The 17446-nt window shown below is 43.3% G+C and carries 15 protein-coding genes and 1 pseudogene; 15 read left to right on the top strand and 1 reads right to left on the bottom strand.

All coding sequences use genetic code 11. The features are described 5' to 3' along the window. Positions 1–4: 4 nt before the first annotated feature. The 15 genes and pseudogenes from essC to BTW01_RS18750 all read left to right on the top strand — a co-directional run bounded on the left by essC (position 5) and on the right by BTW01_RS18750 (position 16448). A complete protein-coding gene (gene essC, locus BTW01_RS13145; RefSeq protein ID WP_162103406.1) occupies positions 5–4492 on the top strand; it encodes a type VII secretion protein EssC in 4488 nt (1495 codons plus the stop codon). Next, positions 4489–7689, top strand: a complete 3201-nt coding sequence (gene esaA, locus BTW01_RS13140; RefSeq protein WP_162103405.1) for a type VII secretion protein EsaA — start codon at positions 4489–4491, stop codon at positions 7687–7689. Before essC ends, esaA begins: the two co-directional genes overlap by 4 nt. A 31-nt stretch (positions 7690–7720) precedes the next feature. Continuing rightward, positions 7721–8176 (top strand): type VII secretion protein EssA, encoded by a 456-nt coding sequence (gene essA / locus BTW01_RS13135; RefSeq protein ID WP_162103602.1) that lies wholly within the window; start codon positions 7721–7723, stop codon positions 8174–8176. A gap of 68 nt (positions 8177–8244) precedes the next feature. After that, a complete protein-coding gene (locus BTW01_RS13130; protein ID WP_162103404.1) occupies positions 8245–8976 on the top strand; it encodes a (S)-benzoin forming benzil reductase in 732 nt (243 codons plus the stop codon). A 114-nt stretch (positions 8977–9090) separates the two neighbouring features. Next, a pseudogene (locus BTW01_RS13125) lies at positions 9091–9551 on the top strand (transposase); the annotation flags it as partial. A 123-nt stretch (positions 9552–9674) separates the two neighbouring features. After that, entirely contained in the window at positions 9675–10241 is a 567-nt protein-coding gene (locus tag BTW01_RS13120; protein WP_162103403.1) for a dihydrofolate reductase family protein, read from the top strand. Between the two features lie 284 nt (positions 10242–10525). Further along, positions 10526–11056, top strand: coding sequence for an HD domain-containing protein (locus tag BTW01_RS13115; protein ID WP_162103402.1), 531 nt, complete (start codon positions 10526–10528; stop codon positions 11054–11056). Positions 11057–11245: 189 nt separating this feature from the next. Further along, positions 11246–11482, top strand: a complete 237-nt coding sequence (locus tag BTW01_RS13110) for a YuzF family protein (RefSeq protein WP_162103401.1) — start codon at positions 11246–11248, stop codon at positions 11480–11482. Between the two features lie 402 nt (positions 11483–11884). Next, the gene (locus tag BTW01_RS13105) at positions 11885–12994 is read left to right on the top strand and encodes an AI-2E family transporter (protein ID WP_162103400.1); all 1110 of its coding nucleotides are present in this window, start codon (positions 11885–11887) and stop codon (positions 12992–12994) included. Between the two features lie 60 nt (positions 12995–13054). Continuing rightward, complete coding sequence (locus BTW01_RS13100) at positions 13055–13276, top strand: spore germination protein (RefSeq protein ID WP_162103399.1); 222 nt, start codon at positions 13055–13057, stop codon at positions 13274–13276. Positions 13277–13348: 72 nt separating this feature from the next. Continuing rightward, positions 13349–13597, top strand: a complete 249-nt coding sequence (locus tag BTW01_RS13095; protein WP_162103398.1) for a YueH family protein — start codon at positions 13349–13351, stop codon at positions 13595–13597. A 71-nt stretch (positions 13598–13668) separates the two neighbouring features. Beyond that, positions 13669–14067: a YueI family protein gene (locus BTW01_RS13090; protein WP_162103397.1), complete on the top strand. Its 399-nt coding sequence runs from the start codon at positions 13669–13671 to the stop codon at positions 14065–14067. A gap of 96 nt (positions 14068–14163) precedes the next feature. Beyond that, the gene (locus tag BTW01_RS13085; RefSeq protein WP_162103396.1) at positions 14164–14703 is read left to right on the top strand and encodes a cysteine hydrolase family protein; all 540 of its coding nucleotides are present in this window, start codon (positions 14164–14166) and stop codon (positions 14701–14703) included. Positions 14704–14718: 15 nt separating this feature from the next. After that, positions 14719–16191, top strand: coding sequence for a nicotinate phosphoribosyltransferase (locus BTW01_RS13080; RefSeq protein WP_162103395.1), 1473 nt, complete (start codon positions 14719–14721; stop codon positions 16189–16191). A 125-nt stretch (positions 16192–16316) separates the two neighbouring features. Continuing rightward, complete coding sequence (locus BTW01_RS18750; RefSeq protein ID WP_419724075.1) at positions 16317–16448, top strand: hypothetical protein; 132 nt, start codon at positions 16317–16319, stop codon at positions 16446–16448. A 446-nt stretch (positions 16449–16894) separates the two neighbouring features. On the opposite strand, the gene BTW01_RS13070 is transcribed toward BTW01_RS18750, so the two are convergent. Then, positions 16895–17260 (bottom strand): hypothetical protein, encoded by a 366-nt coding sequence (locus BTW01_RS13070; protein WP_162103394.1) that lies wholly within the window; start codon positions 17258–17260, stop codon positions 16895–16897. Between the last annotated feature and the right edge of the window lie 186 nt (positions 17261–17446).

Below are 17446 nucleotides of genomic sequence, written 5' to 3'. Positions count from 1 at the left end.
CCATTTGAGTCTATTATGGGTTTTTTACCAAAATAACGCACAAAAACTGAATTTGTCTAACCTCCCATCGTCCCATCCGGTGACCATAGGGCCTGATGTGAAGGATTCCGTCACGATCGGGACGATTCCGTTTGAAAGCGGAGTGATTTCTCTTCAAAGAAAGGAATCCGGCGATCCATACGAAGTTTTCCTGGGAAATGATTGTCTCGGCACGATCGAACCGAATACATCATTTTCCCTGCAAACGGATCAGCAGGAGATACGCTTGGCGTTGATGGGCAGTGAAGCTGAGAAATCCGTTTTTTTTACAGGAAATCGGGATGAAATCATTTGCTCCTCAGAAAAGAAGAATGCAGATATTTATTTGAATCCGCAACATTTTGTTTTTACAGAAGAAAGCACGTTTTCTTTGTTTCGTATCGGCGAAAGCTGGTCGGTTCGTCCTGAAGACGAAACGGTCTTCTTAAACGGAGAGAAGATCATTGGCAATACAAGACTCCAGCCGGGGGATGAAATCTTCTGGAACTTCATGCAAATGAAAGTGACGGAACAAGACCTTTTAGAAATTGAACATTTTGCCCCGTTTGATACAGCATTAACAGAAACGGTCAAACCGAGCACAGAGATGCAGAAAAAATACCCGCAATACAGAAGAACGCCGCGAATGGTGTACGATTTGCCAGATGACCGCGTTTCCTTCAGTTTTCCCTCTCAGGAAAGCGATCAAACCAATAGAGGGCTGTGGCTCGTCATTTTGCCGCCGCTTGTAATGCTGATCGTGATGGGCGTTGTTGCCATGATCCAGCCGCGCGGCATATTTATACTCGTTTCACTAGCGATGTTTATGATGACCCTTATTACCTCGACGGTGCAATATTTCCGCGATAAAAACCAGCGGAAAAAACGCGAGGAAAAACGGGAGCGCGTATATAAGCTTTACTTAGACAACAAACGCAAAGAGCTTCAAGCGCTCGCTGAAAAACAAAAGCAGGTTCTTGAATTTCATTTTCCTTCGTTTGAACAAATGAAATATTTAACGAGTGAAATCAGTGACCGGATCTGGGAAAAATCACTGGAAAGCAAGGATTATCTTCAGCTTCGTCTCGGGACGGGAACTGTCCCTTCGAGCTATGAGATTAATATGAGCGGCGGAGACATGGCCAATCGTGATATCGACGATCTCATGGAGAAATCGCAGCATATCCAGCGTGTCTATAAAGACATTCGCAACGCCCCGGTTACAGTCGATTTGGCAGAAGGTCCAATGGGGCTTGTCGGTAAATCGCAAATTGTGAAAAATGAGATTCACCAGCTGATCGGACAATTATCGTTTTTTAACAGCTATCACGATCTTCGTTTCGTTTTCATTTTTCATGAAGAAGAGTATAAAGACTGGGAGTGGATGAAGTGGCTGCCGCAATTTCAAATGCCCCATATTTATGCGAAAGGTTTTATTTACAATGAACAAACCAGAGATCAGCTCCTGTCTTCCCTTTACGAATTGATCAGAGAGCGCGATCTCGAAGATGACAAAGAAAAGCTGCAGTTCAAACCGCATTTTATATTTGTCATCACAAATCAGCAGCTGATCTCAGAGCACGTCATTCTCGAATATTTAGAAGGGCAGCATGAGCATCTGGGCATTTCTACAATCGTGGCTGCCGAAACAAAGGAAAGCTTATCGGAAAACATTACGACTCTTGTTCGCTACATCAATGAGCATGAAGGGGACATCTTAATCCAAAAGAAAAAAGCGGTACGAATTCCGTTCCGACTCGATCATCATCAGCGCGGGGATAACGAACGGTTCTCACGTACGCTGCGTACGCTGAACCATCAGGTCGGCATTACAAATTCCATTCCGGAAACGGTCTCGTTCCTGGAACTTTTCCATGCGAAAGAAGTCAAGGAAATCGGCATACAACAAAGATGGCTGACGAGTGAATCGTCGAAGTCGCTGTCAGTGCCGATCGGTTATAAAGGAAAAGATGACATTGTGTATCTGAACCTTCACGAAAAAGCACATGGCCCGCACGGATTGCTTGCCGGGACAACAGGATCTGGGAAAAGTGAATTTCTCCAAACCTACATTTTGTCACTTGCAGTGCATTTTCATCCGCATGAAGCAGCTTTCTTATTAATTGATTACAAGGGCGGAGGAATGGCGCAACCGTTTCGCAATATTCCTCACCTGCTCGGCACGATCACAAATATTGAAGGCAGCAAAAACTTCAGTATGCGTGCGCTTGCTTCCATTAAAAGTGAGCTGAAAAAAAGGCAGCGGCTGTTTGACGAGTATCAAGTCAATCACATCAATGACTATACGAAGCTGTTCAAGCAGGGAAAAGCAGAAGTTGCGATGCCTCACTTGTTCTTGATTTCCGATGAGTTCGCCGAGCTGAAGAGCGAGGAGCCTGATTTTATCAGGGAGCTTGTCAGTGCCGCGCGTATCGGGCGAAGCCTCGGCGTTCATTTGATTTTGGCGACACAGAAGCCGGGCGGCATCATTGACGACCAGATTTGGAGTAACTCGCGCTTTAAAGTAGCGCTGAAGGTGCAGGATGCGACCGATAGTAAAGAAATTTTGAAAAACAGCGATGCTGCAAATATTACTGTGACAGGACGCGGTTATTTGCAGGTCGGCAACAATGAAGTGTATGAGCTGTTTCAGTCTGCTTGGAGCGGTGCCCCTTACTTAGAGGAAGTCTACGGAACAGAGGACGAAATCGCGATCGTCATGGATACGGGCCTGATTCCGCTTTCAGAAGTGGATACCGAAGATATCGCGAAAAAAGACGTTCAAACAGAAATTGAAGTCATAGTTGACGAAATTGAACGCATCCAAGATGAAATGGGAATTGAGAAGCTGCCAAGCCCTTGGCTGCCGCCGCTTGCGGAACGTATCCCGCGCACGCTCTTCCCATCTGATGAAAAAGACCATTTTCACTTCGCGTATGTCGACGAACCAGACCTGCAAAGACAGGCGCCGATTGCTTATAAGATGATGGAAGATGGCAATATCGGCATATTCGGTTCTTCGGGCTACGGGAAATCAATTGCAGCCGCAACGCTCCTGATGAGCTTTGCGGACGTGTACACACCTGAAGAGCTTCATATTTATATCTTTGATTTCGGGAACGGAACGCTGCTGCCATTAGCGAAGCTCCCGCACACCGCGGATTACTTCCTGATGGACCAATCAAGAAAAATTGAAAAGTTCATGATACGAATCAAGGAAGAAATTGACCGCCGTAAACGTTTGTTCAGGGAAAAAGAAATCAGCCACATCAAAATGTACAATGCGCTGAGTGAAGAAGAGCTTCCGTTTATTTTTATCACCATTGATAACTTTGACATCGTCAAAGATGAAATGCATGAGCTCGAATCGGAGTTTGTCCAGCTTTCCAGAGACGGACAAAGCCTGGGCATCTACTTCATGCTGACAGCAACGCGTGTTAATGCTGTCCGCCAGTCATTGTTAAATAACCTAAAAACAAAGGTTGTCCATTATCTCATGGATCAATCTGAGGGATATTCCATTTACGGACGGCCAAAGTTCAATCTTGAACCGATTCCGGGACGTGTCATCATTCAAAAGGAAGAGCTTTATTTTGCGCAAATGTTCCTGCCTGTTGACGCAGACGATGATATCAGCATGTTCAACGGATTGAAATCAGACGTTCAGCATCTTCAGGAGCGCTTTGCTTCCTTCGAGCAGCCGGCACCGATTCCGATGCTGCCTGAGAGCCTGTCGACGAGAGAATTTTCTCTCCGCTTCAAACTGGAACGCAAGCCTCTATCTGTACCGATCGGGCTTCATGAAGAAACAGTCAGCCCAGTCTATTTTGATTTAGGCAAGCATAAGCACTGTTTGATTTTAGGTCAGACGCAGCGCGGGAAAACGAACGTTTTAAAGGTCATGCTTGAACATCTGATTGATGATGAAACCGAAATGATCGGCCTGTTTGACTCGATTGACCGCGGATTATCCCAATATGCGAAGGAATCGGATATTGCATATTTGGAAACGAAAGAAGATATTGAACAATGGGTTGAAGCAGCAGAAGACATCTTCAAAACGAGAGAAGCCATGTATGTAGAAGCAGTCCGCCAGGGAGATGCGCACAATCTGCGATTCTCTCAAGTAGTGCTGATGATTGACGGGATCACGAGATTCCAGCAGACGATTGATACGAGAATACAAGACCGTCTGGCAAACTTCATGAAATCTTATGCACATCTTGGCTTCAGCTTTATCCCGGGCGGAAATCACAGTGAATTCTCAAAAGGCTATGATTCCTTGACGACAGAGATGAAGCAAATTCGCCACGCTATTCTGTTGATGAAAAAATCTGAACAAAATGTCATTCCTCTCCCGTACCAAAGACAGGAGCCTGAGATTCAGCCGGGCTTCGGATATGTTGTGGAAAACGGGAAGGAGCAAAAAGTTCAAATTCCTTTATGTTCTGCTGAAAGGGAGAGTGCTAGATGACAGAACAACGTAAAAACTTGATCAAGCTAATATCCGCCATCATCATTATTTTGCTGCTGCCGGTGTTGTTTTTCCGCTTTATCGGAGATGATCCGATGAAGAAAGCAGTCAATTCCACGCGGCAAATCGCGGTAGTGAATGAAGATACAGGTGTATTGAGTGATGAGATAAAGTCTGAGGAAGAGGACAAATCTGCCCAGTTCGGTAAGGAAGTAGCAGCCGCTCTGGGTGAACGTCCCGATTATTCATGGACGATTGTAAACCGAAGCGCGGCCGAGACTGGTCTCGCCTCAAAGAAATACGATGCGGTCGTCTACATTCCTTCAGATTTCTCAAAAAACATTTTAAGCTATGATAAAGATCATCCTCAAAAAGCGACGCTCGAATTCAGCATTCAAGATAACCTGAATGCGGTTAACAAAGAAAAAGTGCAGCGTGAGCTTGAGGATGCCCAAAAGAAAATGAACAAAAAAATGTCGGCCTTATACTGGAATTTTGTGTCGCAAAAAGTGGACAATATCAGAGGAGAATTTGACAAAATCGTCAATAAGGAATCTGAATTCCAGAATGTCATGTACAACTTTTATAAACCAAGCTCTAATGATTTAGCAGGTGAAATCAACCAGCAAAAAAACTTAATTGATGAGCTGAAAAAATCAATGAATGAAGCGCAGGGCACAACTAAAGAAAAAGCTTCAACAGCGGATGAAGCGAAAAACACGCTGAAAGAATTCGTTGATACAGTTGAAAGATACAAAGAATATCAAGAAAACCAGAAAAAACTGCTTATGGCAGCCCAAGATTCAACTCAGCAGCAAATCCAGACGGGTCTGGATGCCATTCAAGCCCAGCAAAAAGCAAATCAGTTCAGCGAACGAATGAGCGGACTGGCAACAGGTATCAGTCAAGTGAAGACACAGCTTGGGCAAACGAGCACAGTTCTTGCAGCCGCCCAGCAACTCAGGGAAGGCCAGGTGCCTCAGCAGGAACTCGGCATGGCGAAGATCCAAAGCGATTTAATTGATCAATATCAGGCCGCTTCAAGACAGGCTGCATTAGAACAGATATATGAACAGCTTGTCTTGACGCGTCCGGCGCTAACTGTTGACAAAGGGGACGACCCAATGGAAGACGATAGCTCTGACAACGATGATCAAAATCAAGATAAAGATCCGAAAGAAGAAAATCCTGAAGAACTGAAAATCGATCTTGAAAAACAGCGTGAAGAACTGAAAAGCATCGCCGCTGACATTCAGGACATTTCAGACAATCTGAAGGAGCCTGAAAAAGAGGAGCCAAAGCCAGAGGACCCGGGAACAGACGAGCCTTCTACTGACAACCCGGAAAAACCTGATGACGGAAACAGCACAAATCCCGAGGATACACAGGGGAACACAGGAAACGATGACAGCAACAGTGATACCGGTAATGACGGACAAACGGACGGCGATACTCAGGATCAAGATCAGGAGCAGAATGGCGATGCATCTAATGGCGAGTCAGACAGCGGACAAACCGAATCGGATACATCTGCCGAACAGACTGATTCATCTGACTCAGCCCTCCAACTGATCCAGCTGGAAAATGAAAACGAAACAGGAGATACTGAAGGCGGCGACGGCACGACTCAGCCTGAAGATCAAACAGGAAACGACGATGTTTCTGATATTGCAAAAGCAAAAGAACAGCTCAGCAAAACGTCTGAGCGAATCAAGAAAATTGAAGAAGAACTCAAAGAAAAAGAAACGGCCCATAATGAAGAGCTGGACAAGAAATTAAAAGAACTAAAAGAACAAATGGACGGCCTTAATGATGAAATTGATGACTTGAATGGCAAAGTGAAAAAGCTTGAAGGGAAACTAGCAAGGCTTACAGCGAAACGGGAGAGAGAGTTCGAAGGGATTTACAACACGATTCGCGAGCTGGAAAATAAAGATCAGCTTCAATTCTCTGGAGACATCAATACAGAAAGAATCTCTGCTTTAATGAGATATTATAAATATCTATCTGTATACGATTCAATATTATCAGGAACAATCGACACCACTTCAAAAATGAATGTCATTAACGGCCAGCAAGGCAAGGTCAATTCACTTTTGGCTCTCACACCTGAAGAATCAGCCAGCTGGGAAGACCTCAAAAACAACACGATGCAAACCGATGAAGACATTGACAGTTTCATTGACGGCATGACTAAATTCACGGAAGACTACAGCGGCTTCATCCGTGACTCTCAAGCGGGTGTTCTTGACGAGCTGACCAAAATCTCTGAAAGTGCCGCAAAAGCATCAGAACAGCTCGTAACGGGCGCAACGCAGGAAGCTTCGACGTTCAGTAATGACGGGCTGTCCGGCACAATGGCACTGAGTGTCCAAGATACGGTCGGTCAGGAAGTGCTGCAAATGTCAGACATGATGGGTTCATTATCTGATCGCCAGTCAGGCATTATTGACTACACAACCAATATGCAGCAAAGTGTCAACGATGTTCAGACAAAAGCGGACACCTTAAATAACAACTGGGGGAAAAATGTCGCCTCGACAAAGCTTATCCGCAGTGATGTTTACGGCATACTGGGAAATACATTAGTAGACGGGCAAAACAATGGCTATGTATATGATTACTTGGCGAATCCGCTTAAAATCAGCGGAGAGGTGCCGGAAGAAAAAACGCAGACGGTGCCGCCGGTTGTTATCCTAGTCATCATATTGATCAGCAGTCTGTTAATCGGTTATTTCAGCTCGTATTACCAAAACGCGCCGCTTCTCGTCAAAGGAGCGTTATTCGGAATTTTGAATATCCTTGTCGGGCTCATGATCAGCTTGTTCGGTTTGAATATTTATTCATTGCCGGACGATCAGACGATTAAGTGGTCGGTATTTACCATTCTATTGCTCGTCGCAAGCTCTGCTGTCATCAGGGCGGCATTTAGATTCGGGTCGATCCCCGGATGGGTTGCTTCAGCAGCAATGATTTTATTCTACATCGCACCGCTTATTGATTTGATTATGCCGAACTTTACATTTGAAAATCCGGTTTCGAAAGTATATATCGATATCCAGTATGGTACAGGGCACTTGTTTACAATGGGAATAACGGTGCTGCTGATTATTACGGTGATTACCGCGGCCTTGCCGCTAATTATCCGGCTGATGGCAGAAAAAACAGCAGAAAGCGATGAAACGTATGAAGCGTAATCGCACCATGGAAAAGGGGATCATGATTTGTATGCTCTCCTTTTCCCTTTTCATTCCCTATGCCGCAGCTGCCGAAACGGGAGAAAACACAGATGTCGCACCAAACCAATATGAGAAAAAGGACATCGAAATCGATACGAATTATTTGCATGAAGATACCTACTATGACGAGAAAACAAAATTGCCTGAGGAACAGAAGGATATCACCTTTGATAAGCCTGAAGACAAGGACGCCGAGCTGATAAAAGATTTGTTTACATCAACAAATGCCGAGGAATCCAACACGATTGCAGCCCAGTCGAAGCAGCTAGGGATTACGTTTGCTGAAAAACCGATCACAAAGACGTCATCCACGGAAACAAAAGAAAAGCAAAACACCTCTTCCCTGCTGCTTCCGATTATCTATGTCGTGCTGATCTTGCTCGGACTTGCAGGCATTGTCTTCCTCATCCCAAAAGTGACAGCTCAGGAAAACAAGAAGGTATAAACCCTGTGCTTTGCTTGTGTTGAGTAAAAGCGGTACGTACAATAGGAATGGAAGGAGGGGGGTTCCAAATGGAACTTTATATCATTACCGGAGCGTCAAAAGGGCTGGGGGAAGCCATTGCTTTACAGGCTTTAGAGAAGGGCCATGAAGTTCATGCCTTATCCAGAACGAAGTCAGATGTCCGTCATGAAAAGCTTACGCAGCACCAAATAGATCTCATCAATCTCGAAGAAGCTGAACAGCAGTTTGACACATTGCTTTCATCCATCAGTCCAGATCGTTATTCGGGTATCACCTTGATAAATAACGCCGGAATGGTAACACCAATTAAACGCGCTGGTGAAGCGTCGCTTGACGAGCTTCAGCGCCATTATCAGCTGAATCTGACTGCGCCCGTGCTTTTGAGTCAGCTGTTTACAAAACGGTTTGCTTTATACAGCGGCAAAAAGACGGTTGTCAACATTACATCAGGCGCCGCTAAAAATCCATATAAGGGATGGAGTGCATATTGCAGCTCAAAAGCCGGGCTCGACATGTTTACGAGGACATTTGGATTTGAACAGGAGGATGAGGAACGGCCGGTGAACATGATTTCTTTCTCACCGGGGGTGATGGACACAGAGATGCAATCCGTCATCCGTTCATCATCAAAAAAAGATTTCCACGACATCGAACGATTCCGGGAATTAAATGAAACAGGAAGCCTTCGCAGTCCGTCCTTTATTGCCGGCTCGCTGCTTTCTTTATTAGAAACAGGCGCGGAAAACGGGCGCATTTACGATATCAAAGAGTTTTTGTAGAGCAGATATTTTCTGCTCTTTTTTTTATAAAGGCTCTGTTAAAGGTAAATGTTGATATTTATCCGAATTCTTGATATGATCAAAAATAGAACTTATGTTCGATTAATTATCAAGGTGAGCAAAGCGTTTAGCGACTTATTAAAGTATATCGACAAATTGCCACATACACAAAAAGAACGCTATATTGAACCTTCTTCCTCTGCTGGTGGTAGATTAATTAATGAAATGAGAGAAACTCGCTTCAAGGATGGAATTGAGTGTCCCATTGTTCATCAGAACACATTGTTCGATTTGGAAAATATAATGGTCGGCAATGGTACCACTGTAAATGCTGTGGCAAAACTTTCACTGACACACCGAATACCGTCTTGTGGCGTCAAAGGCACTGACTGTATGTTCAAGGGATATTCCCTGAGAAAATCGGCTAAAATCGTAGGGGTTACTTGTGTTATGTTTTTTTATCGGAAAGCACAAACTGCTAACATTTTGATGGGATCGTTGAAAATGACGAGATCTATTTCCTGTATTCTCAAAAAGGTCAACGGTGTATTGCAGAACGAAAACCACGAAAACGTGCTTGTCACAGATGCTTGGAGAGCCTAGATACTTATAATAGTGCGATTATCTAAATTCGTTGTGTCATTCTTATTCAACGGGACAGAAGAATCAACATCTGAATGGGAAAAGGATGAATCGGTATGACAAATAACTTAAACCAGAGAAGAATCATTTTAGATTTAGCAGTTACTTTAGATGGTTTTATTGAAGGGAAAAATGGAGAAGTTGATTGGTGCATTATGGACCCTGAGATGGGGTTTACTGATTTCTTAAATCAAGTTGATACTATTTTATATGGGAGAAAAAGCTACGATTTATGGGGGCAATATGCTCCGAAAAATGAAGACCCTGATACCGAAAAGGAAATTTGGAAATTGGTTCATAGTAAAAAGAAATATGTTTTTTCCAGAACACAAAATGAGATTGATAATCAAGCTATATTTATAAATGATAATATTCTTGAAGAAGTAAATAAATTGAAGAAAACGTCTGGTAAAGACATCTGGCTATATGGTGGAGCGAGTCTCATTACAACTTTTATAAATCTGGGGCTTGTTGATGAATTTAGATTATCAATTCACCCTGTTGTTTTGGGAGAGGGAAAACCGTTATTTATTGATTTAAAACAGAGGATAAATTTAAAAATGATTAATACAAGAACATTTTCCTCTGGGGTTGTGCAAATCATTTATCATAGGAATGGCTGAAAAATCTTTCACTCCAAAATATAAATTGTAATAAATATGATAAGACAATACTCGAGAGTACAAGGGGAATCTATAAATAATGGGTTCCTCTTAATATTTGGAATTATAAACATTAAATTTTAACAGAGCCTTTATAAAAAAGGCAACAGCCCGCGTACTTTGTTGAACAGCCGCATATACTGACTGAAACCCTGTCTTTAGGGTATAACAATAATGTGACATAAGAATTGAGTTTCTCTGCAAATTATGTTAGGATTCTAAAAATATCTAAAGGAGGGGTTTCCATGAGAAAGGTTACATTAATGGATGTTTTCGCCCATCCCATTGCACAAAAATATCTTCAGCGCTCTGGCGTGGCACATGCGATCGCCTGCGCTTACCATGCATACAGGCTGTCTGTAAAGGCTGACATCAACCCTGATTTAGCTGCAAAAGCCGCACTATTGCATGACGTTGGCCACTATGAATGGTATACAGACGGAAAGTGGGATTATGAGAAATACAAACGTAATGACATTCATGCCATTAAAGGGGCAGAGCGGGCGCATAAGCTTCTGATTCGGCTTGGCGAGGAACCGAAAGCAGCAAAAGAGATTGCTCTTGCCATTTTGCTTCATACCGATTCCTATTTGCCTGAAGGCGAATTAGATAAAAACACGCTGCAGCAGATTGTCAAAAAAGCGGACGAACTTGATGAAGAACCGGGCGGCCACCATCATTACCGCCAAATCGACCCTTCAACAGCTCGTAAAAAAATAGAAAAGCTGGACCAATTAATCGACCAAACCCAGGCATCCATATCAAAGCCTGTATAAATCCCGCTTTCTACACGGAACAGCGCCAGCTTTCTTCGCTGTCTCCGCGCTTCATCACCAACTCTTTTACACCACATCCAAACATATTCTCCTAAAATTCCCCCGTCCCCGGTTTTATCAGGTCAGCCTATGTCATTATCCATTATTGCGGCATAAGCTGAGATAAAACATATAAAGGGGATTTAAAGTATGGTCAATCAAAGTAGCCCGCAACTGGTCTCTTTAGTCGATCCTTATGTCTATCAGACCATTAAAAAGCTTATCGGCTCAAGGTTCGTGATACAGACAGTACGAGATACGGTCAGAGGCAGACTGATCGATGTAAAACCTGACCATATCACAATTGAAGGAGCAAAAAATTCTGTTTGTCTGATCAGTATCCAGCACATGATTTCCATTGCGCCAGATTATAGTGAACGGGTGTAACAGTGCTTGCGCATGAAAAATAGGCGTACACCGGGACGTCCTATTTTTCAGTTAAGCGCTGTAAAGCACTATGACACAAGTGATGTCATATACTATAAGCTTTGAAAGGACTGAAGCCTGTTGACGGACATGAAAGTGATACAGCCTTACATATATCAGGATTTCTCAGCGAACGGGGCACAAAACGTTTGGATACAATCATTGACTCTAGGTTCCTCTGACCCGTCCAACCCTGGAGCTGTCCGATAAAGAAGATCATATCATCTTTATCAAATGTCATTGCCTGCATCACCGACACTCCTTTCATGATATTAAAAGTTCTGGTATGAGTTCATTTTTGTTACAATAATGGGGAAAAGTCCTGTTATCTGACAGACAAAGAAAAGCTAGGAGGAACAAAGCTTGTTGAAATCAAAAGTCCATTTTTGGACATTGCAGATTTTATTTGTTTTACTGATTATTTTCGTAGCAACAAAAGTTTCATTTGTGTTTCAGCCATTTATTGCTTTTATCTCGACATTGTTTTTCCCAATACTGATTGCGGGGATATTGTATTTCATTTTTAATCCGGTCGTCCGCCTGCTTGAGAAAAAAGTTCCGCGGACGTTATCCATTCTATTGATCTATTTGTTATTTATCGGCTTGCTGGCCTTCGTTTCAGCATTAGTCGGTCCTGTCATTACGTCGCAATTGACCGGGCTGTTTGACAATCTTCCTGATTACATAAAACAGATTCAAGGAATGACAAACGATTTATCCCATTCCCAATGGTTTACCTGGATGATGAATCAGGATTATGTATCGATATCAAAAATTGAACAGTCATTGACAAGCTTTCTTCAAAACCTGCCCCAAAATATCACGTCCAGTTTATCTGCGGTGTTTGGCTTCGTGACAAACATCACGATTGTGATTATTACTGTTCCATTTATTCTTTTTTACATGCTGAAAGACGGACACCGCTTTCCGCAATTGGCAGTGAAAATTCTTCCGGCTTCTTATCGGACAGAAGGGGTAAAGATTTTCAAAGATTTATCGGATACGCTTGCGACATATTTTCAGGGACAGCTGTTAATCTGTCTATTTGTCGGAACGGCGTGTTTTATCGGCTACTTAATTGCAGGTCTGCCGTATGCCCTTATTCTTGGAATCGTCATGGCGATTACCAATATTATTCCTTATGTTGGACCTTTTCTTGGTGCGGCGCCGGCTGTCATTGTCGGTTTTATGGACTCGCCGGCTAAAGCGCTTTTTGCGATTATTGTAATCGTCATCGTTCAGCAGCTCGACGGAAACCTGCTGTCTCCTCTTGTGATCGGAAAGCGTCTGAATACGCATCCGCTTACGATTATTTTGCTGTTGATCGGAGCGGGAAGCTTTGGCGGAATTCTCGGCATGATTTTAGCTGTGCCTGTTTACGCTGTATTGAAGGAAATTTTCCTGAATATTGTCCGCCTCATCAAACTGCGTCAGCGGTCACGCCTTGAAGAAAACGAAAAGGCCGAGGAATAGGCGGGCACCAATTGCGTCTCTTTGCATATGATGCTGTAAATCAATGCGGAGGTGGGGAAAATGCCTGCTATTGTAGGACCGATTTATATTATGTCAATATCGGGTGATGCAGCGGCCAGCTTTGGAGATGTGTTTGCGATTTCGCCGAAAAGTGTCGATCACTCAGGCGCGGGATCAGGTGCGTTTCAGCTCGGTGACTTTGTGAGCATTCATAATCAAACAAGTAAAACAATCTTTAGTGATGCCGATATTATTGATGAAACAATGTCGTTTAATGGGTAACAGCCTTTTCAGGAGAGGCTGTTGCTTTTTTATTGTATAATATGGATAGTCTTTGAATAGCGAGGTCATGTTATGAAAATCAGAAAAGCGAACATCAATACGGAATCCGGAATGATCACGGACGTGTATTTGCATGAAAACAGAAAAGAACTGCGCACCCTTGTAGCGGTTCCGCAGCTGGAGTGGAGCACAGTCATTTCTTATGAAGAAGATAAAGCATCTCTGCCTGAACGGCTGAACGCTTCTTTGCGCCGGCATACAGAGGCGGAGCCGGCTGGTGAGCTGGCTAAAAAAATCATTCATTGGGTAACGGAAATGTAAACTGCCTTAGAAAGTTTAGCCCCTGCCTGATCAGGTGATAATGAGGACAAACAAGACGGGAGGACAAGCTTTTGAGTGATGAAAAAATGGATCTCTATTTGCAGCAAGGAATGTACGGGACTTTAGAGACAAAGCCTGACGAGCGCCATTTGTTTTTAGGCTCATTAAGGGAAAGGGTGCTTTTGGCGCTGACAAAAGGGCAAGTGCTCAGAAGCAAACCGTATGAAGAAGTGGATCGCATAATAAAAAGCAGCAAAAACATCACCCTTTTGATCAATGGAAAGCTTCAGTACCAATCTTACTCGTCCTATATCCAAATGGCGAACCGGAACGGAATACACTTCAAGATCGTATCTAATCTTCAGTTTCATACGCCTTTAGGTCTTGTGATTGCGGCGGACATCGCTGTGAATCGTGAGTTGATATATATTCAGGACGACATTTTTAATCGGTCAGTACTGAAAAATTAAGAGGCAAACAGGCCGTTTGTCTTTTTGTTCATGGCAATTCACTTACAACTGGAGATAAGATATAATGTTCTCATACTGATAGCGGGGAGGCCGGCTATGAAAAAAGCATTTATTTGTATTGATTATACGAATGATTTTGTGGCGAGTGACGGAAAATTGACCTGCGGGGAGCCCGGCAGAATGATTGAAGAGGCGATCGTCAATTTGACTGAAGCATTCATTACAAACGGTGATTACGTCGTAATAGCAGTAGATTCTCATGATGAAGGGGATCAATATCACCCTGAGACCCGTCTTTTTCCTCCGCATAACATGAAAGGCACGGAAGGAAAAGATCTGTACGGAAAGCTTTTGCCTCTATATCAGAAACATGAACATGAACCAAATGTTTACTACATGGAAAAAACGAGATATTCTGCTTTTGCGGGAACTGATTTAGAGCTCAAACTCAGAGAGCGGCAGATTGACGACGGTGTTTGCACAGATATTTGTGTATTACATACAGCGGTTGACGCGTACAACAAAGGTTTTCGGATTGTTGTGCACAAACAGGCCGTTGCCAGCTTTAATCAGGAGGGGCACATATGGGCTCTTTCTCATTTTGCAAACAGCATCGGAGCGCAAGTGGCAGAGTAAGGAAGGGGAAAAACAGTGTTAGAGTATGGATTTAAAGATGACAGCCTGTCATTACATACAGACCTTTATCAAATTAATATGGCAGAAACCTACTGGAGAGACGGCATTCATGAGAAGAAAGCCATTTTTGAGCTTTTTTTCAGAAGGCTTCCATTTGAAAATGGATATGCGGTATTTGCAGGCTTAGAAAAAGCCATCGAATACTTGGAAAATTTCAAGTTTACGGATAGTGACTTAAATTATTTACAGGAAGAACTCGGGTATCAGGAAGATTTTATTGAATATTTGCGCGATTTAACGTTCACAGGTTCACTTTACTCCATGAAAGAAGGAGAGCTTGTCTTTAACAATGAGCCGATTATGAGGGTGGAAGCCCCCCTTGTAGAAGCGCAGCTGATTGAAACGGCTTTGCTCAATATTGTGAACTATCAAACTTTAATCGCAACGAAGGCGGCACGAATTAAAGGTGTTATCGGTGATGAAGTCGCGCTGGAATTCGGAACAAGACGGGCGCATGAAATGGATGCGGCTATGTGGGGAGCGAGAGCGGCTTTAATCGGCGGCTTCAGCGCGACAAGCAATGTAAGAGCTGGAAAACGTTTTAATATCCCGGTTTCCGGTACACATGCGCATGCGCTTGTGCAGGCTTACCGCGATGAATATACAGCTTTCAAAAAATATGCGGAAACACATAAGGATTGCGTTTTCTTAGTTGATACGTATGACACCCTTCGCTCAGGCATGCCGAATGCGATTAGAGTTGCTAAAGAATTCGGAGACCGCATCAACTTCATTGGCATTAGGCTGGACAGCGGCGATTTGGCGTACTTGTCAAAAAAAGCCCGAAGAATGCTTGATGAAGCAGGATTTACAGATGCAAAAGTCATTGCTTCAAGTGATTTAGATGAGCATACCATTATGAATTTAAAGGCTCAGGGAGCGCGCATTGATGTCTGGGGTGTGGGTACGAAGCTGATCACGGCCTATGACCAGCCCGCACTCGGCGCGGTTTACAAGCTCGTTGCCATTGAAGAAGACGGAAAAATGGTCGATACGATCAAAATTTCGTCCAATCCTGAAAAAGTAACGACACCGGGCAGAAAGAAAGTGTACCGCATTATCAATCAGTCCAATCATCATTCTGAAGGCGACTATATTGCACTTTATGATGAGCAGGTGAATGATCAGAAGCGGCTCAGAATGTTCCACCCGGTTCATACATTCATAAGCAAATTTGTCACGAATTTTTATGCGAAGGATCTTCATGAACTGATTTTTGAAAAGGGTATTCTTTGTTACGAAAACCCTGAAATCTCAGACATACAGCAGTATGTGCAGGATAACCTCAGCCTGTTGTGGGAGGAATATAAGAGAATCAGCAAGCCCGAGGAATATCCGGTTGATTTAAGCGAGGACTGCTGGAGCAATAAAATGCAGCGAATCCATGAAGTGAAAAGCAGACTTGATGAAGAGATCGAAGAAGAATAAAGAAGACTGGCCTTTCGTTCGCGAAAAGGCCAGTTTTCTTTATGAATATATAAGTTTCATGCTAAAACAATCTTCGTCAAATGACTTGCGAGTAAAAGCCGGGCGCATGTAAGGAGGAGAATTCAATGAGAGTGGTTGTTGCAAGACAGCCATTTTTAATAGAAAAGAACAGGTTGTTGCTGATGAACTGGTATATAGAGCAAGCGAAGAAAATGTATATAGCGCTAAGGACGGCGATCAGGCAACTGCAGATTTAGAATCAACAGCTTGTCATTGAAATCTTTGAAGTGGAGGCCGGAAAGATATAAACAAGCGGCATAAGACAGTTTTCAATTATGCCAAGGCTGCTTTTTCAGCGAACCCCTCATCATCACACATGACCTTCCGACTCATTTCTATTCTTGCTATGAACTGCTTAACGAATTGAGAAAAGACCAGCCCAGCATAAAGCTTGTGATCGTTTACATATGTCCAGTATGCTGCTAGGATTTAATGAAATCAAACATGTTTCCCCTAAAAGTTTTAAGTAAAATCGGACATTCAAGCATGAAATCATTAAGATTTATTTCATGAGAGCAAAGCTTTGCGAACTGCTGGCGCAATGAATTGAAAGCAAGAGCTGGGACACTTGCAAAACATTAGGAAATGAACTCGACAAAGAAGAAGCGTATGAATGTTGTCGTGAGGCTTTAAAGTGGTGTTATCATCTGATGGACGCAAAATAATTGCGGTTCTCTGACCACCGCAAAGCAAGAATCATTCGGCTTTGCGTTCCGATGAGGCTGATATAGATGCCGTCGGGATTAAAGACCGCATCCACTTCATGCCGGACACCCATTTGTTTAATCAAGCGCTTGATAGATTGTTTATCAGACTGCTCGGCTGCGTTCAGGATGCGGCGCGAGAGCTCCCGCGAGCCCGCAATGCGGCTGAGCACGAGCTGGGCATCCGCAAACATTCCTGCGGCTTGATTCGCGGAACGGATAAAGGTATCTGTATTGCTGGCAGGAGCGGGAGAACGACGAATTTCATAAGGATAGACGTAAAACCAAGGATAACGATATCTCATGGGAGCACCTCACACAAAAGGGATATTTCTATATGTATAGATCACTAATTGCCGAATATGACAAAGCGAAAAGGCCATAACTTTAGCGTTGCGGTCTTTTTCGGTATTTGTCGGTCAGGATACGTCAAGAATCGCATATCCAATTTTGAAAAAACGCTATCAAGGACTATAGACTTGTTTAATGGG

The organism is Bacillus sp. SKDU12, from assembly GCF_010093085.1.
GTDB lineage: Bacteria > Bacillota > Bacilli > Bacillales > Bacillaceae > Bacillus > Bacillus mexicanus.
Note: the sequence above shows the minus strand (reverse complement) of the source record. Positions and strands in the feature narration are given on the sequence as shown.